Origin of the sequence: Arthrobacter sp. 'calajunan', from assembly GCF_046940185.1 — a bacterium.
GTDB lineage: Bacteria > Actinomycetota > Actinomycetes > Actinomycetales > Micrococcaceae > Glutamicibacter > Glutamicibacter soli.
The window spans coordinates 381,491-401,853 of sequence record NZ_JBKZDY010000002.1; the positions used below are offsets into that span (position 1 = coordinate 381,491).

At 65.9% G+C, this 20,363-nt stretch carries 19 protein-coding genes and 1 tRNA gene; 7 read left to right on the forward strand and 13 right to left on the reverse strand.

The window, feature by feature from the left end:
• Positions 1-20 precede the first annotated feature (20 nt).
• Positions 21-1,343, forward strand: a complete 1,323-nt coding sequence (locus RF641_RS04275; protein ID WP_424572576.1) for a hypothetical protein — start codon at positions 21-23, stop codon at positions 1,341-1,343.
• Positions 1,344-1,381: 38 nt separating this feature from the next.
• The gene (locus tag RF641_RS04280) at positions 1,382-2,572 is read left to right on the forward strand and encodes a dipeptidase (protein ID WP_424572577.1); all 1,191 of its coding nucleotides are present in this window, start codon (positions 1,382-1,384) and stop codon (positions 2,570-2,572) included.
• A gap of 16 nt (positions 2,573-2,588) precedes the next feature.
• Here RF641_RS04280 and RF641_RS04285 read toward each other — a convergent pair whose 3' ends face one another.
• Entirely contained in the window at positions 2,589-3,155 is a 567-nt protein-coding gene (locus RF641_RS04285) for a GNAT family N-acetyltransferase (protein WP_424572578.1), read from the reverse strand.
• Positions 3,156-3,253: 98 nt separating this feature from the next.
• On the opposite strand from RF641_RS04285, the gene RF641_RS04290 reads away from it, so the two are divergent.
• Positions 3,254-3,919: a TetR/AcrR family transcriptional regulator gene (locus tag RF641_RS04290; RefSeq protein WP_047118443.1), complete on the forward strand. Its 666-nt coding sequence runs from the start codon at positions 3,254-3,256 to the stop codon at positions 3,917-3,919.
• A gap of 25 nt (positions 3,920-3,944) precedes the next feature.
• On the forward strand, positions 3,945-5,648 hold the full coding sequence (locus tag RF641_RS04295; protein WP_424572579.1) for an MDR family MFS transporter: 1,704 nt from the start codon (positions 3,945-3,947) through the stop codon (positions 5,646-5,648).
• 103 nt (positions 5,649-5,751) lie between these two features.
• Here RF641_RS04295 and RF641_RS04300 read toward each other — a convergent pair whose 3' ends face one another.
• Together RF641_RS04300 and RF641_RS04305 are read right to left on the reverse strand one after the other, a co-directional pair.
• Positions 5,752-6,219, reverse strand: a complete 468-nt coding sequence (locus tag RF641_RS04300) for an NUDIX hydrolase (RefSeq protein WP_047118441.1) — start codon at positions 6,217-6,219, stop codon at positions 5,752-5,754.
• A 4-nt stretch (positions 6,220-6,223) separates the two neighbouring features.
• Positions 6,224-6,799: a prepilin peptidase gene (locus RF641_RS04305; protein WP_424572580.1), complete on the reverse strand. Its 576-nt coding sequence runs from the start codon at positions 6,797-6,799 to the stop codon at positions 6,224-6,226.
• Positions 6,800-6,839: 40 nt separating this feature from the next.
• Here RF641_RS04305 and RF641_RS04310 point away from each other — a divergent pair, with 40 nt between their 5' ends.
• Positions 6,840-7,655: a hypothetical protein gene (locus tag RF641_RS04310; RefSeq protein ID WP_424572581.1), complete on the forward strand. Its 816-nt coding sequence runs from the start codon at positions 6,840-6,842 to the stop codon at positions 7,653-7,655.
• Here the strand turns inward: RF641_RS04310 and RF641_RS04315 are convergent.
• The 5 genes from RF641_RS04315 to mca form a co-directional block, all read right to left on the reverse strand.
• Positions 7,652-8,968, reverse strand: a complete 1,317-nt coding sequence (locus tag RF641_RS04315; protein ID WP_047118440.1) for a PhoH family protein — start codon at positions 8,966-8,968, stop codon at positions 7,652-7,654. The two genes, RF641_RS04310 and RF641_RS04315, sit on opposite strands and share 4 nt — an antisense overlap.
• Before the next feature lie 262 nt (positions 8,969-9,230).
• Positions 9,231-9,992, reverse strand: coding sequence for an isoprenyl transferase (locus RF641_RS04320; RefSeq protein ID WP_424572661.1), 762 nt, complete (start codon positions 9,990-9,992; stop codon positions 9,231-9,233).
• A gap of 97 nt (positions 9,993-10,089) precedes the next feature.
• A complete protein-coding gene (locus tag RF641_RS04325) occupies positions 10,090-12,195 on the reverse strand; it encodes a thioredoxin domain-containing protein (RefSeq protein ID WP_424572582.1) in 2,106 nt (701 codons plus the stop codon).
• Positions 12,196-12,214: 19 nt separating this feature from the next.
• Entirely contained in the window at positions 12,215-12,496 is a 282-nt protein-coding gene (locus RF641_RS04330; protein WP_053797498.1) for a hypothetical protein, read from the reverse strand.
• 43 nt (positions 12,497-12,539) lie between these two features.
• The gene (gene mca / locus RF641_RS04335; RefSeq protein WP_424572662.1) at positions 12,540-13,445 is read right to left on the reverse strand and encodes a mycothiol conjugate amidase Mca; all 906 of its coding nucleotides are present in this window, start codon (positions 13,443-13,445) and stop codon (positions 12,540-12,542) included.
• A gap of 203 nt (positions 13,446-13,648) precedes the next feature.
• Between mca and RF641_RS04340 the strand changes: the two genes are divergently transcribed.
• Positions 13,649-14,068, forward strand: coding sequence for a DUF4307 domain-containing protein (locus RF641_RS04340; protein ID WP_181728045.1), 420 nt, complete (start codon positions 13,649-13,651; stop codon positions 14,066-14,068).
• Between the two features lie 276 nt (positions 14,069-14,344).
• The gene (greA, locus tag RF641_RS04345; RefSeq protein WP_047118436.1) at positions 14,345-14,839 is read left to right on the forward strand and encodes a transcription elongation factor GreA; all 495 of its coding nucleotides are present in this window, start codon (positions 14,345-14,347) and stop codon (positions 14,837-14,839) included.
• 74 nt (positions 14,840-14,913) lie between these two features.
• Here the strand turns inward: greA and ilvA are convergent, their stop codons facing one another.
• The 5 genes from ilvA to RF641_RS04370 form a co-directional block, all read right to left on the reverse strand.
• The gene (gene ilvA / locus RF641_RS04350; RefSeq protein ID WP_053797497.1) at positions 14,914-16,185 is read right to left on the reverse strand and encodes a threonine ammonia-lyase; all 1,272 of its coding nucleotides are present in this window, start codon (positions 16,183-16,185) and stop codon (positions 14,914-14,916) included.
• Entirely contained in the window at positions 16,175-17,491 is a 1,317-nt protein-coding gene (locus RF641_RS04355; protein WP_424572583.1) for an AI-2E family transporter, read from the reverse strand. The genes ilvA and RF641_RS04355 overlap by 11 nt, the downstream gene beginning before the upstream one ends.
• A 115-nt stretch (positions 17,492-17,606) precedes the next feature.
• Entirely contained in the window at positions 17,607-18,425 is an 819-nt protein-coding gene (locus tag RF641_RS04360) for a Bax inhibitor-1/YccA family protein (protein ID WP_047118433.1), read from the reverse strand.
• A gap of 234 nt (positions 18,426-18,659) precedes the next feature.
• Positions 18,660-18,744 (reverse strand) — tRNA-Leu (locus RF641_RS04365).
• A 116-nt stretch (positions 18,745-18,860) separates the two neighbouring features.
• The gene (locus tag RF641_RS04370; protein WP_047118429.1) at positions 18,861-20,228 is read right to left on the reverse strand and encodes an NAD(P)/FAD-dependent oxidoreductase; all 1,368 of its coding nucleotides are present in this window, start codon (positions 20,226-20,228) and stop codon (positions 18,861-18,863) included.
• Positions 20,229-20,363 lie beyond the last annotated feature (135 nt).

Below are 20,363 nucleotides of genomic sequence, written 5' to 3' on the forward strand. Positions count from 1 at the left end.
CAGCAGGCCAAAATCAAGGAATGACAAGCACAGCAGGTTCCGCGACGTACACCGAGATTGCGCCTTCCAGCGCCGAGTGGGCCGCCGTGACACGCAGGCCGCCCCGGGCGCTGGCCCAACGGATCTCCTGGCTTCTGGTGCTGCTCACCACGGCTGGCATCTTCGTCGGCTTCCAGCATTGGAATGACCCGGACGCCGAGGCCTGGGACGGCGGCTTCCAGCTGCTCGACGTCCTGGGCCTGGCCAGCATCGGCCTGGTCGTGATTTTCAGCCTCGCCGGCTGGTACCTGCACCAGTTCAACTTGGGCCTGGCCCCGCTGCTGCTCGGCATTGCCGCCGTGGCGCATACCCTGGATTCCTCGCCCGAGGCCGTGTTCTGGTGGGCCGGGACGCTGCTGGCAGTGCTGTGGCTGCTGTTCGATTTCACGCTCCTGGCCCGCCAGACGCTGCAGGTGCGGGCGCTGGCCCGGTCCCTGCCGGCAGGGACCGGGCTTGCGCCGGAGCGCGGCGCACGTACCAAGCTGCTGCTGGGATCCGCTGCCGAAGGCCTGTGGGGGCTTGGCGCCGGGCTCCTCGCGGCGGGCTTGTGGTGGTGGACCCTTCGCATTTTTGCCGCGGAAGAAGGGCTGACCGCCGCCGCATTGGACCAGGCCTCGGAATCCGACCTGTGGGCCATACCCGCGCTGCTGGCGGCCGCACTCGCGGCGGTCCTGCTGCTTCGTGCACTGCTCGGCGTCTTGGCCCGCGGCCTGGTCGGCCGCTATGCCTGGCGGCTGCCGACAGGCCCGGGCCCCGTGGAACTCGTCTGGGACGAGGACGAACCGTCCGGCGGACAGATCAATATCGAGCGGGATACCAGCGAATACAGGTGCATCTGCGTCGCTGAGCTGGTGCAGATGCTCCCGGAAGACGCCGAGGAGATCCGCGAAAGCACGGACGTCTCGGCCAGCAACCATTGCCCCATCCATGGAATTGACGCGATCAACCTGCTTTCGCCCAGGGACTTCGCCAGCCTGGCCGGTTCATTGTGGCTTTGGGACGAACTCTCCGGCCTGCCTCAGTCAGGCGGCTTCACCTGCAGCTCGCCGCTGGTGATCGGGTATTGCGGCAGCGCCTTCACCGGTTACCCCGGAACCGCAACGACGCGGGGAACCGTGGACATCGTCGACTATGCCGACTGCGCCCTCGAGGTGGGTCGGGGCGATGGAGAATTCGCAGGACCGCGCCCCGCGTCCGCACCATCGGTCGGAGTGGTGGACAAGATCGATCTGCGCCCGTTCGGGATTGCCGGGCACGCTGTTCGCTTCAAGCACGCCCGCGCCTGGTTTGTTCCCGGGACGTAGCCTCCCCGCGGCCCGGTCCCTTTGCTAGTCTCGGCACTATGAGCCGCACCACACGCACACTGTTCAAGCGACTGGCACTGGGCCTCGGGTCGTTCCTGGTCCTCGCCCTCGCCGCGTTTTTCATCTTCGCCCCGGGGATCGTCGAACGCAGCCACAACGAGCTGGCGGACACTGCGCTGCCTCAGCTCGGCGACGAGGCGAAGGCCGTTCATGGCAAGCTGCAGATCGTGGACATGCACTCGGACACACTCATGTGGGATCGCTCCCTGCTCAAGCGCGCCACCCGCGGCCACGTCGACCTGCCGAGGCTGCAGGAAGGCAATGTGGCCCTGCAGGTCTTCTCCTCCGTGTCCAAGTCCCCGGTGGGCCAGAACTACGAGTCGAACAGCGCGGATTCGGACAACATCACGCTCCTGAGCATCGCCCAACTGCAGCCTCCGAAGACCTGGTTCTCGCCGTTTGAACGATCGCGCTTCCACGCCACGAAGCTGCGCGAGGCCGCACAGCGCTCCGAGGGGGCGCTGCGCACCATCACCACGAAGGCCCAGCTGAAAGACCTGCTGGCCCAGCGCGCCCAGGGCGTCAATGTCACCGGGGCGCTGTTTTCGGTCGAGGGGCTGCAGAACCTGGAGGGAGATCTCAAGAACCTGGACGTGCTCTTCGCCGACGGCATGCGCATGGCCGGGCTGACGCATTTCTTCGACAACGAAGTGGCCGGCTCGATGCACGGCGAGGCCAAGGGCGGGCTCACCGACCTGGGCCGCGAAGCGGTCACCCGCATGGAGCAGCTGGGGATCGTCATCGACCTCGCCCATGCCAGCAACCAGAGCATTGACGAGGTATTGGCCATGGCCACCCGGCCCGTGGTCTTCAGCCACGGCGGCGTGCAGGCCACCTGCCAGGTGAACCGCAACCTGAGCGATGCGCAGATCCGCGCCGTGGCCGCCACCGGCGGGGTCATCGGCATCGGCTACTGGGATGCCGCCGTCTGCCGGCTGGACGTGGATGCGGTGGTGGACGCCATCGAGCACGTGATTGCGGTGGGAGGCCTGGACAGCGCCGCGCTGGGCAGCGACTTCGACGGATCCACCGAGGTCGCCTGGGACACCAGCCAGCTTGCGTTGGTCACCCAAGAGCTGATGGATCGCGGCCGTTCCGCGGCGGAGATCCAGGCCATCATGGGCGGCAACACCCTGCGGGTGCTGGGCCAGGTGCTACCGGCAGGCTAGCCCGGCCCGTCCGCTGCTACAGGCTGATCCAGTAGCGGCGCAGGTCCTCGACCGCGCCGAAGGGCTCGGCGATTTCCTCCCGCGGCACGATGCGCTCCATGTCGCCGCCGCAGGCCTCGATGGTCTTGGCTGAGGCGATGTTCGAGTCATTACAGGTGACCAGCACGCGTCGCAGGCCCAACGCCCGGGCCTGCTCCAGCGCCCCGGCGAGCGCGAGCTTGGCCAGCCCTTGGCCTCGGGCTGATGGGCGGATCCCGTATCCGATATGCCCGCCGATTTCCTGAAGGAAGTGGTTCACCAGGGCGTGGCGCAGGCTCACCGCCCCGAGGTACTCTCCCCCGCGCTCAAGCCACAGCGTGCTTTGCGCGGCGAAGCCAACCGGTGGCACCGCGCCCGGCTCGCCCATCTCGTTGAGCAGCTGCACCCACTGGGCAAACCCCTGCAGCGTGCGCAAGTTCCAGCCGAACTTCGACGCAAAGAAGACGCTGGCGCCGTCCTGGTCGGTGGTTTCCCACTCGTCCCAGCTCTTCAGCCAGGAGTTGTGCAGGGCGGCGGTCGGCGGGCGGAGCTCAATACTTGTCATTCCCCGAGCCTATGTCGCAGATCCGGCAGCTGTCGAAGCCGGTGTGCACCCAGTCACCTTATTTGCACTATCAGAGTTAAAGTGCAAAACTGCACTTTATGGAGAATAGTGCAAAAGATGATCCCGCGGCGAAGGGCAAGGGCCCTCATCTGAGCGCCCGCATGCTCAAGACCCGGCTGGCGATCACCCGGCAGGCCCGCACGCTGACGGCGGAGCACGGCTACAACGGCTTCACCGTCGAGCAGCTGTGCGAACACGTGGGCATCTCACGCCGCACGTTCTTCAACTACTTCCCCACCAAGCTGGACGCGGTCTTCGGCCACGACACCGACGAGATCCCCGAGGGCGCCGTGGAACGCTTCATGGCCGCCCGCCCGGAGGGGCTCACCGGGATCTCCCCCACCCTGCTGGCCGACCTGGTCGAGCTGGCGCTGGAACAGCTGACGCACGACGAGCAGGCCATCGTCAGCACCCACGGCTTCTTCTCCGTCATCCACCGCGAGCCCGAGCTGCTGCAGCGCATGATGCAGGTCGGTCCCGAAAAGGAAGCGGAATTCCTGCAGCTGATGGCCACCCGCGAAGGCGTGGAACCGGACGACCCGCAGCTGGTGGTCCTGGTCCACATCCTGCATCTGGCAGTCATGAAATCCGTGGACCGCTATGTGAAGGGCTCTGGCGAGCGCTCGATCACCGAGGAATTCCTGGAGTACATGGAAAAAGCCCGAAATATCCTCGCCCAGCCGCTGACGCGGCCGAACCCGTAAACCAAGAACTCCTGCAAGGACAGCCATGACCACCACCACTTCCCGCGGCAAGCCCTCGGGTGATGCACCGCTGGCACTGACCCAGCGGCGCATCTGGATCATCTTCTCGGCATTGATCGCCGGCATGATGCTCTCCTCCCTGGACCAGACCATCGTCTCCACCGCCATGCCCACCATCGTGGGCCAGCTCGGCGGCGTGGAGCACCAGGCCTGGATCACCACTTCCTACCTGTTGGCCACCACCATCGTCATGCCGATCTACGGCAAGTTCGGCGACGTGCTGGGCCGGCGCAACCTGTTCCTGATCGCCATCGCCCTGTTCACCCTGGCCTCGGTGGGCGCGGCGTTCTCCACCGACTTCTGGACCTTCGTGGTGTTCCGCGCCATGCAGGGCTTGGGCGGCGGCGGCTTGATGATCCTCTCGCAGGCCATCATCGCCGACATCGTTCCGGCATCCGAGCGCGGCAAGTACATGGGCCCGCTGGGCGGCATCTTCGGTTTGTCCGCGGTGGCCGGGCCGCTGCTGGGTGGCTTCTTCGTCGACCACCTTTCCTGGCAGTGGGCGTTCTACATCAACATCCCGATCGGCGTCGCCGCCTTCCTGATCGCCTGGTTCACGCTGACCCTGCCGAGCAAGAAGGCCGAGAAGAAGATCGACGTCCTGGGCGTGATCCTGCTGTCCATCGCCACCACCTGCCTGATCTTCTTCACCGACTTCGGCGGCTCCGCCGACCACGGCTGGGCCGCACTGGAAACCTGGGCGTGGGGCGCCGGTTTGGTGACCGCCGCGCTGCTGTTCGTGCTGGTCGAGTCCCGCGCCGCGGACCCGATCATCCCGCTGGGCCTGTTCAAGAACAAGGTCTTCATCAATGCCACCGCCATAGGCTTCACCCTGGGCATCGGCATGTTCTCCGCCATCGCGTTCGTCCCGACTTTCCTGCAGATGTCCTCGGGCACCTCCGCGGCGGTTTCCGGCCTGCTGATGCTGCCGATGATGGCTGGCATGATGGGCACCTCGATCTACTCGGGTATCGCCATCACCAAGTCGGGCCGCTACAAGGGCTACCCGATCGCCGGCACCGTGGTCACCGCCATCGCGATGCTGTGCTTCACCACGCTGACCGCGCAGACCCCGCTGTGGCTGATCTGCGTGTACCTGTTCTTCCTGGGCGCGGGCATGGGCCTGATCATGCAGGTGGTGGTGCTGGTGGTGCAGAACGCCGTGGATCCGCAAATGGTCGGCGTGGCCACCTCCACCAACAACTACTTCCGCGAGGTCGGCGCCTCGCTGGGTGTCGCGATCTTCGGCGCGATGTTCACCAACCGGCTCTCCGAGAAGCTGATGGAGGTGTTCTCCGGCGCCGGGGCCGGCCCCGAGGATGCCGGGCGGGCCACCGCCACGCTGGATCCGGAAACCCTGTCGCAGCTGCCCGAGCCGCTGCGCGACGGCATCGTGACCGCCTACGCGGACTCGCTGGCCCCGGTGTTCTGGTACCTGATTCCGTTCCTGGCCGTGGCCTTCGGGCTGGCGCTGTTCCTGAAGCAGGTCCCGCTCTCCGAGCAGGCGGGCATGGTGGCCCGTGGCGAGGCCATCGCCGGCGAGGAAGCCGAAGCCGTGGAGGCCGCCCAGCGGTCAGGTGGCGCCGCCCGGCCGGAGGCTGCCACGCAGGTCGAGCCGGACTCCGGTTCGGTGCCGGTTCAGGACCCGAAGGAGCAGCGCAACAGCTGACCCGGTGTCGGATCTGAACTGTTTCGGAAAAGAGCATGCCCCGCACCGTGGTGCGGGGCATGCTCTTTGCCTTGTGGGGACCGAGGGCCGGCCGCGGCACCGGTCAGGCGGCGAAGTAGCCGCCCGGGCGGGGATTCAGCGCCCAGTCGATGGCCCGCTCATGCAGCGGCGGAAGCTGCGGCCGCTCATCGAGCTGGAAGTAGCCGACCTCGAGGTTCTCGTCATCACCCCGGACCGCGTGGCCGGACCGGTGCGCCGCCTTGAACACCAGGTCCAGGTACTGCGCATGGTCGCCATTGGGGTACACGGTCGGCGCGGTGATGCCCACGCCGAGCAGGTCGGTGATTTCGCATTCCACCCCGGTTTCCTCCAGCACCTCCCGCGCTGCGGTGTGCGAGGCTTCTTCCCCGGGTTCGATGATTCCTGCCGGCAGGGTCCATTTGCCGTTGTCAGCACGGCGCACCAGCAGCACCCGGTCCTCGTCGAAAACCACGACCTTCACCCCGGACAGCCACAACATTTCGTGTCCGATATGGGTTCTCAGATTCGTGATGAATTCAGGGGTGGGCATGAACCTATCGTGCCACACCCAGCGCAATGAGCGCACCGAGGATCATGAACGGGCCGAAGGGCACCGCCGACTTCAGGGTCAGCCGGCGCAGGATCGTCCCGCCCAGCACGAACAGCGCTGCCATGACGAAGGCCAGCAGCGTGGCGAGGAACAGCGAGGGCAGGGAGAAATACGCCAGGTTCAACCCGAGCACGGAGGCGAGCTTCACGTCCCCCATGCCCATGGCCCCGGAGGATACCAGCGACACCAGCAGGTACCCGCCGCACAGCAGCGCCATGCCGAACAGGGCCCGCAGCACCGGCCAGAAATCCATGCGGACCGCGCCCAGCAGCGCGAGGATGACCACTGAGGCCAGCAGCCACCTGGCGACCAGCCGGTTGGGCAGCCGGTGCCCGGCGATATCCGCGGCGGACAGCGCGTACCCGTACCCTGCATAACAAAGCAGCAGCGCGGCGACCAGCAGCGCCGTCGCCCACGATTCCCGGGCGACGGCCAGGATCTGCACCGTGCTGTGCTCCATCATGCTTCCAGCATAGGCGCGGGCGCCGGCGGTGTCGGCGGTCCCGGCGGGAATGTGCACAACCGGTGCTATTCGCGGCTTCGGCTCCTAGACTGGAGTCATGACCCAGCCAGCAGCACCCCCGCTTTTCCCCGGACACCCGCTGCCCGATTCGGCGGCCCGACGGCATGTGCGCGCCCTCGCCCGCTCCGCGCCCTGGCTGAGCACATCGGTGCGCATCTCCTTCCAGGTGCCGCAGGAGTTCCAGGACCCGGCCCGGGGCTTGGAAGGACGCCTGGAGCTGATCCTGCGGCAGCGCGAGGCCGCCGCGGCCTTCGACGAGGCCGGCCGGCCGGTCTACCAGCGCGAGCATTTCACCGCCGACCGCGGACGCGATTACGTGGCCACCGCCTCCGCCTCCTCGTGGAAGCTGCCTGCGGGCCTGACCTCCCCGGTCTTCACCAGCGACCGGCTGGTGCTGCGCCGCCCGGAGATCGCCGGGTTCGGCGACCTGCTGCCGCTGCCCTTCCTGTCCACGATGCTCGACCCGTTCGAGATTGCCGGCGCGGAGCCAGCCTCGCTGGATCTGGCCTTCGACCATCCGACCTACATCCACGAGCTGGCCGAGACCGAGTTCTCCGGGCGCCCGGCGCTGGCGGCGGTGTTGTCCGCTGGGTACAGCTACCGGCCGTGCCTGGCTGACTTCGCGCTGGTGCCGCCGGAAACCAGGACGCTGGTCATGCTGGATGCGGACACCGGGATCTGCGTGCACCGGCGCGTGCTGGATGCCGGCAGCCGGGTTCCGGAAATCAGCCTGCAGGTCTTGGCGCACGACGAGTACTACATCGACTCGCTGTTCACCGCCCCGGCTCCCACGCTGACCGATGTCAGGGCACCGATCCCGTGGGAGCTGCGCAAGGACGCCGGCCGCGGCTAACCCAGGTAGGGGCCGTCCAGCATCTCGGTGACCAGCGCGGCGATGGCCGAACGCTCGGAGCGGGTCAGCGTGACGTGCCCGAACAGCGCATGCCCCTTGAGCTGCTCCACCACCGCGGCCACCCCGTCGTGGCGTCCCACATGCAGGTTGTCGCGCTGGGCCACGTCATGGGTCAGCACCACCTTTGAATTCTGCCCGATGCGCGAGAGCACGGTGAGTAGCACATTGCGTTCCAGGGACTGCGCCTCGTCCACGATCACGAAGGCGTCATGCAGCGACCGGCCGCGGATGTGGGTCAACGGCAGCACCTCCAGCATGCCGCGGTCCACCACCTCGTCGATCACGTTCTTGGACACGATGGAGCCGAGGGTGTCGAAGACCGCCTGGGCCCAGGGGCCCATCTTCTCTCCTTCGGAGCCCGGCAGGTAGCCCAGTTCCTGCCCGCCGACCGCATACAGCGGACGGAATACGGTGATCTTCCGGTGCTCCCGGCGCTCCATGACAGCTTCCATGCCGGCGCACAGCGCCAGGGCGGACTTGCCGGTGCCTGCATTGCCGCCCAGCGAGACGATGCCCACCCCGGGGTCCATCAGCAGGTCAAGGGCGATGCGCTGCTCGGCGCTGCGCCCGTGCAGCCCGAAGGCCTGCTGGTCGCCGCGCACCAGCTTCAAGGTCGTGGCATCCGTCTTGCGCCCCAGCGCGCTGCCGCGTGGCGAAGTGATCACGAAACCCGTGTTGACCGGGGCGTCGGCGATCTCCGGCAGGTTGGCCAGCTGTTCGCGTTCGTAGAGGGAAGCCATGGCGTCCTCGCCCAGTTCCAGCTGCTGGATTCCGCTCCAACCGGTGGAGGTGATCAGTTCGCTGCGGTAGACTTCCGCATGGATGCCGATGGCCGAGGCCTTGATGCGCATCGGCAGGTCCTTGGTCACCAGGGCGACGTCCTGGCCCTGGTCCAGCAGGTGCTTGGCCACGGCGAGGATCCGGGTGTCGTTCTCTCCGGTCCGCATTCCCACCGGCAGCACCTCGGCGGCGATGTGGTTCAGCTCGATACGCAGCGTTCCACCGAGCTCGGAGACCGGCACCGCGCGGGATAGCCCGCCGTGGCTTGCAATCAGGTCGTCCAGCAGCCGCAGGGCCTGGCGGGCGAAGTACCCGAGTTCCGGGTCCTTGCGCTTGTTCTCCAGCTCGGTGATGACGGTCAGCGGGATCACCACGTGGTGCTCCTCGAAGCGGTACATCGCCCGCGGGTCGGAGAGCAGCACCGACGTATCGATCACGTAGGTCCGGACAGCCTCGTCAGCATTTCGGGTCATGGCAGCGCACCTATTCTCGGTTCCGGCGTGGGGAGCATTCCCCACGCATGTGTGGGGACTCCCGGCACCGGATGTCCAAGGGCGAATCCGGCGGTGAAACCGGTGAACGCTGCTGTGGTCATCTAGTGGGAAACCCTTCGCTCAGCGGGGGCTGCTTGCCCCCGCCTTAGTGCCCACGATAGCCCCAAACCCCGGGCAGCGAACATCGTGTCGGGTTACGAGTAGGCAACGTTTTTCCCAATATTTGCCGCGCCGCGGATTCCTAGGTGCCGAAGCGGCGCTGGCGGTCGGCGAAATCACGCAGGGCGCGCAGGAAATCTACCCGCCGGAAGTCCGGCCACAACGCTTCGCAGAAGTAGAACTCGGAGTAGGCGCTCTGCCAGGTCAAAAAGCCGCTCAGGCGCTGCTCCCCGCTGGTGCGGATCACCAGGTCCGGGTCGGGCTGTCCCTTGGTGTACAGGTAGGACTCGATGTCATCGGTGCACAGCTGGTCGGTGACCTGTTTGAGGGTGCGTCCGTCCTTGGCTGCATCGCGCAGCAGCGACTTGATGGCGTCCAGGATTTCCCGGCGTCCGCCGTAGCCGATGGCCACGTTCACGTGCACGCCGCCGCGGTTCGCCGTTGCGGATTCCAGCGCGGCCAGCTTCTGCGCCAGCTCCGCCGGCAACAGGTCGCGGGCCCCGACCTGCTGGACCTTGACCCGGTTGGTCTCTCCCAGCCGGTCCAGCGTGGACCCGATGACTTCAAGCAGGTCGCGCAGCTCCCCCGGCTCGCGGTTCAGGTTGTCCGTGGAGAGCATGTACAGGGTGACGACCTTGATGTTCAGGTCTTCGCACCAGTCCAGGAACTCCAGGATCTTGTCCGCGCCGGCCTGGTGGCCGGCGACCGTCGGGGTTCCAGCGAGCTTGGCCCAACGGCGGTTGCCGTCCACCATCACGCCGATGTGGTGCGGCAGCTTGTCGGCAGGAAGCGACTTTGCCAGGCGCCGTTCATAGAAACGGTACGCGAGGTTGGGAAGCTGCACCGCGCCCTGCCTTTCCTTGGAAATCAAAAACCCTAGATTCTAAATCTACCGTGTCCGCCCGCCCGTTCCCTTCATCTTGCGTGGCGGAAGCGGTGATTCAGCGGTGGTGCAGGGTTTGCACAAAGCGCTCCAGCGAATCCACCGGGGCCTGGCACAGCTCCTTGCGGCATCCCTGGATGCGCAGCGTCCCCGCGGGGCCCGCTGCGTCTTTCTCCTCGCGTAGTTCCAGTCGCATCGACCGGCCCAGCCGGCGCAACCGCGCCAGCTGATCCGGCTGCGCGCCGCCCACGGTCGCGTACTGCACGGGAGCGTTGAGCACGGCCTGGACTTCCAGCGCGGTGGCGACCTGGGTCGGGACTTCGGTGGCCAGCGCCAGCGCATGCACGGTCAGCTCCCCCGCCCGCTCCAGGCCGGCGGCTTGGGCGTCGGTCCAGGCGCCGTCCGCCATGGCCGTGACCGCCCGGCGCGCCAGCGCCATGGCGTACAACGCACCGGCGGCCGGGATGGCGTCATCCAGCACTGTCGCCGCGCCGGCCGCTCGCTGGGCGCTCAGCCGCGCATCCAGCTGCACCGCATCGCGCGGCACACCGGTCCCAGGATCGATGAAGTCGCCAGCGCGTTCCAGCAGCGCATCGGCGCGCGCTGCCCAGGGCCCGTTGCCCCGCGCGGAGTCCAGGGCCAGCAGTCCCAGGGCCAGCGCCGCGTAGTCCTGCAAGGTTCCCTCGTTGGAGTGCTCGGCCTTCCCGTCGAAGCTGACCCGGGCCAAGCGGCGGGTTTCGGGGTCCCAATGCGCCTGCCACACCGCGGTGGCGGCGTCCTCGGCCATCTCCAGCAATTCGGGTGCGTCCAGCAGTGCGCCGGCCTCGCATAGGGCCTCGATAGCCAGTCCATTCCATCCGGCGATGACCTTGGCGTCCCGCCCGGGCCGCTGGCGTGTGGCCCGTACCAGGCCGAGCTCCTGTTTCAGCTGGTTCCACAGCGGCTCTTCCCCGGCATGGGGGAATCGGGCCAGCGACAGGCAGTAGTGTCCGGGATCCTCGGCGACCTCGGCGAGCCGGACCAGGTTCGGAGGCAGGGCGTCGAGCCCGTCGAGGGCCGCGTTCAGTTCGGCCCGGGAGAACGTGTAGTAGGCGCCTTCGATGCTCTTCCCCTCGCGCGGTGAATCGGCGTCCAGCGAGCTGGCCAGAGCCTGCGGCCCGCCGCCGTCCGCGCCGACACGCATCTCGCGGCGCAGGAATTCGGCGGTGTCCAGGGCGGCGGCCCGGGCGGCTGCGGCAAGGGCTTCGGCGCGCTGCTGCTGGGCGCCGGCGGCGCCGCGCGCGTATTCCCCGGCGAGCACGGCGCTGCGGGCGCACAACGAGAGCAGCCCGGCATTATCGTAGAGCATTTTCTCGAAGTGCGGTACCGACCAGTGCTCGTCCACGCAGTAGCGGGCGAAGCCGCCGCCCAGATGGTCCTGCAGGCCGCCGTGCAGGATCGCCTCCAGCGTGGTGGCTGCGGCGTTGAAGGCCTCGTCGCCGCGGCTGCCTCCGGCCAGCGCCGAGCGCCACAGGGTTTTCAGCGCCCAGGTGGGCGGGAATTTCGGTGCGGGCGTGGTGCCGCCCTCAGGTCGGGTGGCGGAGATCCAGTGCGTCACTGCAGCTTCCTGGGACTGCTGCGCGGGCAGCGCCGAATGCAGGGACAACAAGGCGCCCTGCCTGGCGCCGAGCTCCGCCAGGTGGCCGGCGAGCATGTCTGCCTGTTCGGCCAGCCCGTCGCGCTTGGTTTCCCAGGCTTCATTCACGGCGTTGAGCACCTGGGTGAAGGAGGGGGTCTTGCCCCGGGGCACGGCCGGATAGTAGGTTCCGGCGTGGAAGGCCCTGCCGTCGGGCAGGGCGAAGATGGTCATGGGCCAGCCCCCGGCGCCGGTGAGCGCCTGGGTGGCCATCATGTAGGTGTCGTCCACCAGCGGGTGTTCCTCGCGGTCCACCTTGATGGCGACAAAATGCTCGTTGAGCAGCTGCGCGATGGCGGGGTCGTCAAAGGACTCATGGCTCATCACGTGGCACCAGTGGCAGGCCGAATACCCGATGGAGAGCATCACCGGGACATCGCGCAGGCGCGCCTGTTCGAAGGCCTGGTCCCCATAGGGGAACCAGTCCACTAGCTGGTGCGCATGTTGCCTGAGGTATTGGCTCGAAGAGCCTGAAAGTCGCTGAGCCACGACTTCAAGCTAGCACGGACTACTTGTCTTCGCTGGTCTTCGGGTCGATCGGCTCGTCCGGCTCTTCGAGCGTGCGCTTTTCGCCTTCGTCCATCATCTGCTGCTGGCGCTGCTCGGCCTCGGACTGGTAGCGCACACGGCGTACACGACGGACCATGTCACGCATCAGGAAGATGCCGGCGACAACCATCACGGCGGTGAAGACGAAGCCGAGGAAACCGGGACCGTAGTCGCTGGCCTTCTCGGTGCCGAAAGTATTGCGGGTCGATGCCAGGATCACGGACGCGTAAATCGCATTCACGGTGTACAGACAACTCATTTCTACAGCTGGAAGGTATTGGGAACTATCTTAGTCCGGCAAACAGGTCGGACTCCGGCAGTTCGGTGGCCACCTTGGAGGAAATCAAGGTGTAGTCCTCCCACGGCCAGCTTTCAGCATAGACGTGTTCCGGAACGGCGAAGAAGAATCCCTCCGGATCTATCTGGGTTCGGTGCGCCAGCAGGGCCTGATCGCGCTGGGAGAAGTAGTCGGCGCACAGGATCTGGGTGGTCGTGGTGTGTGGTGAAACCCACTTGAACATCTGGTTGTCCTCGTCGGCTTCCCACTGGGCCACGCGCTCGGTGTAGGGCGATTCGTAGCCCGACTCGAGCATCGCGTAGTGCAGGGTGCGGAAGCGCTCCGGGGAGAACGCGCGGTCGTAGTAGAGCTTGCCGACCTGCCACGGGTCGCCCAGCTCGGGGTACATTTCCGGGTTTCCGGCGTGCTCGAAGGCGAAGGTGGAAACCTTGTGGCACTGGATGTGGTCCGGATGCGGGTAGCCGCCGTTTTCGTCATAGGTGACGATGACGTGCGGGCGGAATTCGCGGATCAGCTTGATGATGCCGGCCGAGGCGGTCTCCACCGGCTGCAGGGCGAAGGCGCCGAAGGGAAGCTCGGGCAGTGGGTCGCCCTCGGGGAGCCCGGAGTCGACGTAGCCCAGCCAGCGGTGCTTGATGCCCAGGACCGCGGCGGCTTCAGCCATTTCGGTGCGGCGCACTCCGGCCAGGTCGCGGTGCGCGTGGGCCAGCTCGCCGGCCGCCGCGTTGAGGATGTCCCCGCGTTCGCCGCCGGTGCAGCTGACGACCATGACCTCGGCGCCGGCGTCGACGTAGGCCGCCATGGTCGCGGCGCCCTTGGATGACTCGTCGTCGGGATGCGCATGGATCGCCATGAGGCGCAGGCCCTGGGAAGGGGCGATCTTTTTCATCACGTGGTTCTCCACTGGTCAACTTCCTTCAGCACTTTGTACACTCGCGCGGGGCTTTCGCGCCAGCCCTCTATCTCAACCACTGTCCGACCTCCCGTTATTCCCCGGAGCAAGTCAACGGTAGACTTAACATCCAGGACCCAATGAACGGAAGGCCCTTGAATACCGGGCCACCGCCAAGGCAAGAGAGTGGTGCAAGGCGCGCAATGTCTGATCCAAGCTTAACGGCTCGCTACAACAACCCCAAGAAACGCCACCTGTCGAAAAAGAACCGCAACATCCTGATCGGTTCGGCCCTGGTCATTGGAATCGCCGGCGCAGCCTATTTCGCTTCCTCGAACTATGACGCGCTTTCCTACCAGGACGTCGGTTTCGACGTCGAGTCCCCCACCATGGCCCAGGCGACGATCGCGGTTGAATACAACGCCAAGGACCGGGTGCAGTGCGATGTTCGCGCCATGAACAAGACCAAGGCCATCGTCGGATTCAAGACCATCGTATTGGATCCGGGCGAACAGACCGGCGTGGTGAAGCAAACGCTCACCGTGGATCTGCACACCGACAACCTGGCCGTCACCGCCGGGATCGAGGAATGCACTGTCGTCCCGCAGGACTTCAAAGGCTGACATTTCCCCTGTTGACTCACCTGATAGCTGAAACTATTGGGTTTATTCAGGTTTGGCGACTACTATCGATGAAAAGATACGTTTCGCCCCGCATCGGCGCATGACCGGAAAGACAAACCGGAACATGTTGCTGGCGGGGTCTTTGCTTGCATCTGTAGGAATGCGGCATCCGCCAAACGTACCGAATCCGACTTCGTCGAGGCCACCGTACAGGTGGCTTTCCACTTTCCTGAGGAAGGTGCGGCGAGGTCCCGACTGACCAAAGGAAGTACAACCGTGAGCACCAACAGCAACGAACCCATCGTTTGGCTGACTCAGGAAGCCTACGATCGGCTCAATAATGAACTGACCTTCCTCTCCGGCCCGGGCCGCGCCGAGATCGTTGCCCGTATCGAGCAGGCCCGTTCCGAAGGCGATCTGAAGGAAAACGGTGGATACCACGCAGCCCGCGAGGAGCAGGGCAAGGCCGAAGCGCGCATCCTGTACCTGAAGGACCTGCTGCGCCGTGCGCATGTCGGTGAAGCTCCAGCCGATGACGGAGTTGTCGAGCCGGGCATGCTGGTCGTGGCCAACATCGCCGGCGACGAGACCACCTTCCTGTTCGGTTCGCGCGAGGTTGCCGGCGACACCGACCTGGAGGTCTACTCCGAGCAGTCCCCTATCGGCGTGGCAGTGCACGGCGCCAAGGTGGGCGACAAGCTGACCTACGCCGCCCCGAACGGCCGCGACATCAAGGTGGAGATCATCTCCGCCAAGCCGTTCTCCGCCTAGCACCCGCCAGGCAAGACCATAAGCCGCTGGCCGCCCCCTTCCGGGAGCGGCCAGCGGCTTTTTGCGGGTTCCGGCTAGGCGACGGAGCCGCCTGCGGTATTGGTGATGTGCGGGTCGAATCCTTCGGCGCGCAGGTTGTTCAGCACCATCTTGGAGTGCTCGTGGCCCTTGGTCTCCAAATCGATGGTGATCGCCACGTCGCCCATGGACAGCGAGCCGCCGATGCGGGTGTGGTCCAGGCGGGTCACGTTGGCATCCGATTCGGCGATGATGCGCGAGATCTGCGCCAGGGCGCCTGGGCGGTCCGGAAGCATCATGCGGATGGTCAGGAAGCGTCCTGCGGCGGACAGGCCGCGCTGGATCACCTTGAGCATCAGCAGCGGGTCGATGTTGCCGCCGGAGAGGATCACCGCGGTGGTCGCCGGGTTGATCCCGTGCTCCTCCAGCTTGTTCTCCAGCAGCGCCGCGACGCCCACGGCGCCGGCCGGCTCCACCACCAGCTTGTTGCGCTCCAGCAGCACCACCAGGGCGCGGGCCAGCGCGTCCTCGGAGACGGTGACCACGTCGTCCACCAGCTCCTTGATGATCGCGAAGGGCAGCTGGCCGGGTTTGCCCACGGCGATGCCGTCGGCGATGGTGTGCACGGTGTCCAGCGGCACCAGGGCGTCCGCCGCCAACGACGGCGGGTAGGCCGCGGCGTTCTCCGCCTGCACGCCCACCACGCGGATCTCGCGGCCCAGCTCGCGGGCGCGTTCCTTCAGCGCGATGGCCACGCCGGCCAGCAGCCCGCCGCCGCCCACGCCCATGAGCACGGTGTCCACCTCCGGCAGCTGCTCCAGCAGCTCCAGCCCGATGGTGCCCTGCCCGGCGATGATGTCGGGGTGGTCGAAGGGATGCACGAAGACCGCGCCGGTTTCATCCGCGAAGCGCTGTGCCTCGGCCAAGGCCTGGTCCACCGTGTCGCCGAACAAGACGACCTCGGCGCCGTGGTCCCGCGTTGCGGTGAGCTTGGGCAGGGCGACACCCAGCGGCATGTAGATGCGGGCCTTGATGCCCAGGTGGCTGGCGGCCTGCGCGACGCCCTGGGCATGGTTGCCTGCCGAGGCGGCGACGACGCCGCGGGCCTTCTCCTCCTCGCTGAGCTTGGCCATGCGCACGTAGGCGCCGCGGACCTTGAAGGATCCGGCGCGCTGCATGTTCTCGCACTTGAGGTAGACCTCGCCGCCCAGGTGCTGGGACAGCACGCGGGAGTGCTCGACCGGGGTGAGCGCGATAACCGGCTTGAGGACCTTCGCGGCTTCTTCGATATCCGCCAGGCTGACCGGAAGTTTGGTTTCAGTGTTCATGATTCTTGTCCTCGGGATGCTCGGGAAGCCGGGGTGTCGGCGCAGGTGATGATGTTGGTGGAGCCGCTGGGGTGGCCGCAGCTTCCAGGTCGGATGCGGGGGCTCTGGCACCGGCCAGATTCGTGCCGTAGTTCTGCGCGACGAATGGATCGTCTTCCCAGCTGCGCCGGGAGAGGTACTTGACGACCGTGTTCAACACGGCCAGCAGCGGCACGGCGAACAGGGCTCCGGCGATATTCGCCACCATGGTGCCTCCGGCCACGGACAGCACCACGGCCAGCGGGTGCAGGCTCACGGCCTTGCCCATGATCAGCGGCTGCAGGATGTGCGATTCAGCCTGCTGCACCAGCAGCACGATAGCCAGCATGATCAACGCATTGACCCAGCCGTTGGAGACCAGCGCGAGCAGCACGGCCAGTGCTCCGGTGACCAGCGCGCCGACCACCGGGATGAAAGAGCCGATGAACACCAGCACGCCCAGCGGCAGGGCCAGCGGGACACCCAGGAAGAATGCGCCGAAGCCGATGCCCAGCGCGTCGATCAGCGCCACCAGCATCTGCACCCGCACGTAGCGCACCAGCGAGGACCAGCCCCGGGTCAGCGCCCCGTCCATGGCGGGCCTGGCGCGGCGCGGCAGCAGGTTGATCAGGAACAGCCCAACCCTGCGCCCGTCCAGCAGCAGGAAGATCAGGCAGAAGAGCGTCAGCAGGACCCCGGTGAGGATCTGGCCCAGCGCCGAGCCCCAGCTGATGGCTTCGCTCAGGATGTTGCTTGCGTTGCCGCGCAGCTCGGTGAGGGCGTCGTCCAGCACGGTTTGCAGGTCGTCATTGGTCAGCTGCAGGGGACCGTTGAACAGCCAGTCCTGGATCTGCTGGATGCCGGTCAGCGCTTGCGTCCACAGGTCGGCGAACCCGGCGCCAAGGCGCTGGCCCGCGATCGAAAGACCGGCCGTCACCAAGGCCAAGAAGCCGATCAGCGTGATGCCCACGGCCAAGCCGTGGGGCACCGCGAGATTGGCGTGCAGGATCTTGACGACCGGCGACAGCAGACTGGTCAAGAGCGCGGCAACCATGACGGAGATCAGCAGCAGCGAGACCTTGGACAGCAGCCAGAAGACCACCCCCAGCGCGGCGACGATGATCAGCAGGCGCCAGGCCCAGCTCGCCGCCAGGCGCACCCCGTACGGCAGGTCCTCGGCCGTGCGCAGGTCCAGCGACTCGACGGGGACCACGGCGGGCTGGGCGGACTTCAGGGTCGGCAGGTTGCCTCGCAGACGGCGCAGACGCTCTAACCGATTACTTTTCATGTCCCTACGCTACCGCGCCGAGTGCACGCCGATGGATTCCATGTCCAAATTGTGACAAAAAACAAGGACCAGTACCCGATATGGGCACTGGTCCTCGAAATCTAATTCAATATGGCTACTCGTCGCCACGCAGGATTGCCAGAATGCGCAGAATCTCGGTGTAAAGCCAAACCAAGGTCACCGTCAGACCGAAGGCGCCGCGCCAAGCCATGATGGCCGGGGCACCCTGCTTGGACAGTTCCTCGATCATGGTGAAGTCCGAAACCAGCGCGTAGGTGGCCAGCAGGATCGCCAGCACGCCGATGATCAGGCCCAGCGCCCCGCCGCCGGCGCTGCGCAGGCCGAACATGCCGTCGACGACGCCGGTGAGCATGAGCACCATGTTCAGCAGCGAGAAGACGACCATGCCGATCATGGCGACCATGAACATCTTGTTCAGCTTCGGGGTCATGCGGTACTTGCCCGAGCGGTACAGGGCCAGGGTCACGCCGGCTACGGCGAAGGTGGCGACCACTGCCTGGATGGCAACGCCTGGGTACAGACCGTCGAGGAACTGCGACAGGCCACCGAGGAACAGGCCTTCGGCTGCCGCGTAGAGGAGGATCAGCGCCGGGGAAGGCTTCTTCTTGAAGGCGTTGACCAAGCCGAGGACGAAACCGACCAGGGCGCCGGGAAGCATCAGGGCAGGAACCACCCAGCCAATGGCCGCGCCGATCACCACAAGGCCGAGGGTGAAAATGGTCTTGTTGATGGTGTCGCCGATGGTCATGCGACCCATGTCGGCGCTGGTGGCGGCCGGCTGCTGGTACATGTTGTCCAGCTGCTCGGCGCTCAGGTTGGCGGTGTCACGGAATCCAACCGGAGCACCGGGCTTGGTGGCCCATGCGTCGGCCTGGTTCTTCGAACCAAAGATTGGGTTGCCGCTCAAGATTATTCCCCCGTAGGTTGTCTGGTCAGTAGGCAGGCAGTACGAAATATTGCTGTTCTTAACAGTATTGATAATTGCTGTGAATCTGCTCAGTCAAAGGGATGATTTCAGCCTTTGGAGACCGAAATTTCTACTCCATGAGCGAAAATACCGGATTGGGCCGCGGGACGGCCGCAGAGGCTGCGCTTGGATGCACTAAAGCTCCGGCCGCCCTTGCGGGAAGTCCGGAGCTTTCAAATGTGGTGCCCCCAGTGGGACTCGAACCCACAAGCCTTGCGGCAGCTGATTTTAAGTCAGCCGTGTATGCCAATTCCACCATAGGGGCAGGACTCTAAAATCCTACGCGATCGATTCGGGAAACGGGAAATTGCCCGGCACGCAGGTTGGGGACCGCCTGCAAGGCGATCCCCAACCCGTGATTCGATCATCGGCCGCGAAGTGCTACTTCTTCGGCTTGGCGGTTTCCTCGAAGGCGGTGCGCGGTGCTTCGAGGTTGTTCAGCTGCAGCGCGTCGCGGGTGAAGAACCAGGCAACCATCCAGTCGCCGACCACGCGGAACTTGCGCTCGAAGGTCGGCATGGCCATGCCGTGGTAGCCGCGGTGGGCCATCCATGCCGGCCAGCCCTTGAGCTTGATGCCGACGACCTTGGCAACACCCTTGTTCTTGCCGAAGCCTGCCACGGCGCCGAGGTTCTTGTGCTTGTATTCCTTGATGCGGCCAACGCCGTAGCGGGCTGCGTACAGGTTCTTTGCCAGCAGCTTGGCCTGGCGCACGGCGTGCTGCGCGTTCGGCACGCAGGTGCCGTCCGGCAAGCCGCCGGTGACGTCCTTGACTGCCGAAACGTCGCCGGCTGCCCAGGCGCCTTCCAGCGCATCGCCATTCGCGTCCTTGATGCGCAGGTCGGTGCGGGTCTCGATGCGGCCGCGCTGCTCGATCGGGAAATCGGTGGAGCGGACCATCGGGTTGGCCATGACGCCGGCGCACCAGATCAGGGTGTCCGAGTAGAAGGCGTCGGCCGGGGACTTGTCGGCCATGTTGATCAGCTGCAGGTAGCCATCGGTGGCGTCGGCCAGCGAGGTGTTCAGCAGGACCTCGATGCCGCGGCTGCGCAGGTGCTCGACAACCCATTCGGCCTGCTCGGCGGTCACTTCAGGCATGATGCGGCCCATGGCCTCGACCAGCACGAAGCGGACTTCGCTCTGCTGCACGCGGTCGTTCAGGCTAACCAGGTGGCGTGCCATGTCCTCGAGCTCGGCGATGGTCTCGATGCCGGCGAAGCCGCCGCCGACCACCACGAAGGTCAGGGCGCGCTTGCGGGCTTCAGGATCAGTCATGTTCGAAGCCGACTCGATGCGCTCGGCAACCTTGTTGCGCAGCGCGATGGCCTCTTCGATGGTCTTCAGGCCGATGCCCTGCTCGGCCAGGCCGGTGATCGGGAAGGTGCGGGTGACCGCACCGGCAGACATCACGACATCGGTGTATTCAAGTTCGTACTCTTCGCCGTTGACCGGAGCAATGACGGCCTTCTTGCTGGCGTGGTCGATGCTCAGCACGCGGCCGTTGATCAGCTCGGAGTGCTTGAGGTGCTGACGGTGAGAGACCACGACGTGGCGCGGTTCGATCTGGCCGCCTGCAACTTCCGGCAGGAACGGCTGGTAGGTCATATATGGGTTCGGGTCGACCACGGTGACGATGCCGCCGTGGGACTTAACCTTCTTCTGCAGATTCATCGCAACGTACAGGCCAACATAGCCACCGCCAACGACGAGAATGCGAGGACGCTTCTGGGAGCTTTCGATGATCGACATACTGTCGATTCTACGCGGATTTTCGGAGTTAGTGAAAATATTCACTAACTAAATACGTATGTTTAATCACGTAACCGTCGCGCGTCCGGACACGGTGAGGAGCATTCGCCATGGCAGCCGGTGATCAGGGTTCGG

What these genes read in the sequence shown, in the direction of transcription:
- RF641_RS04340 (WP_181728045.1), top strand. Translation starts at nt 13,649, where the DNA reads ATGTCTGATCCAAGCTTAACGGCTCGCTACAACAACCCCAAGAAACGC.
- RF641_RS04280 (WP_424572577.1), top strand. Translation starts at nt 1,382, where the DNA reads ATGAGCCGCACCACACGCACACTGTTCAAGCGACTGGCACTGGGCCTC.
- RF641_RS04370 (WP_047118429.1), bottom strand. Translation starts at nt 20,228, where the DNA reads ATGTCGATCATCGAAAGCTCCCAGAAGCGTCCTCGCATTCTCGTCGTT.
- RF641_RS04285 (WP_424572578.1), bottom strand. Translation starts at nt 3,155, where the DNA reads ATGACAAGTATTGAGCTCCGCCCGCCGACCGCCGCCCTGCACAACTCC.
- RF641_RS04295 (WP_424572579.1), top strand. Translation starts at nt 3,945, where the DNA reads ATGACCACCACCACTTCCCGCGGCAAGCCCTCGGGTGATGCACCGCTG.
- RF641_RS04290 (WP_047118443.1), top strand. Translation starts at nt 3,254, where the DNA reads ATGGAGAATAGTGCAAAAGATGATCCCGCGGCGAAGGGCAAGGGCCCT.
- RF641_RS04310 (WP_424572581.1), top strand. Translation starts at nt 6,840, where the DNA reads ATGACCCAGCCAGCAGCACCCCCGCTTTTCCCCGGACACCCGCTGCCC.
- RF641_RS04315 (WP_047118440.1), bottom strand. Translation starts at nt 8,968, where the DNA reads ATGACCCGAAATGCTGACGAGGCTGTCCGGACCTACGTGATCGATACG.
- RF641_RS04355 (WP_424572583.1), bottom strand. Translation starts at nt 17,491, where the DNA reads ATGAAAAGTAATCGGTTAGAGCGTCTGCGCCGTCTGCGAGGCAACCTG.
- ilvA (WP_053797497.1), bottom strand. Translation starts at nt 16,185, where the DNA reads ATGAACACTGAAACCAAACTTCCGGTCAGCCTGGCGGATATCGAAGAA.
- RF641_RS04300 (WP_047118441.1), bottom strand. Translation starts at nt 6,219, where the DNA reads ATGCCCACCCCTGAATTCATCACGAATCTGAGAACCCATATCGGACAC.
- RF641_RS04275 (WP_424572576.1), top strand. Translation starts at nt 21, where the DNA reads ATGACAAGCACAGCAGGTTCCGCGACGTACACCGAGATTGCGCCTTCC.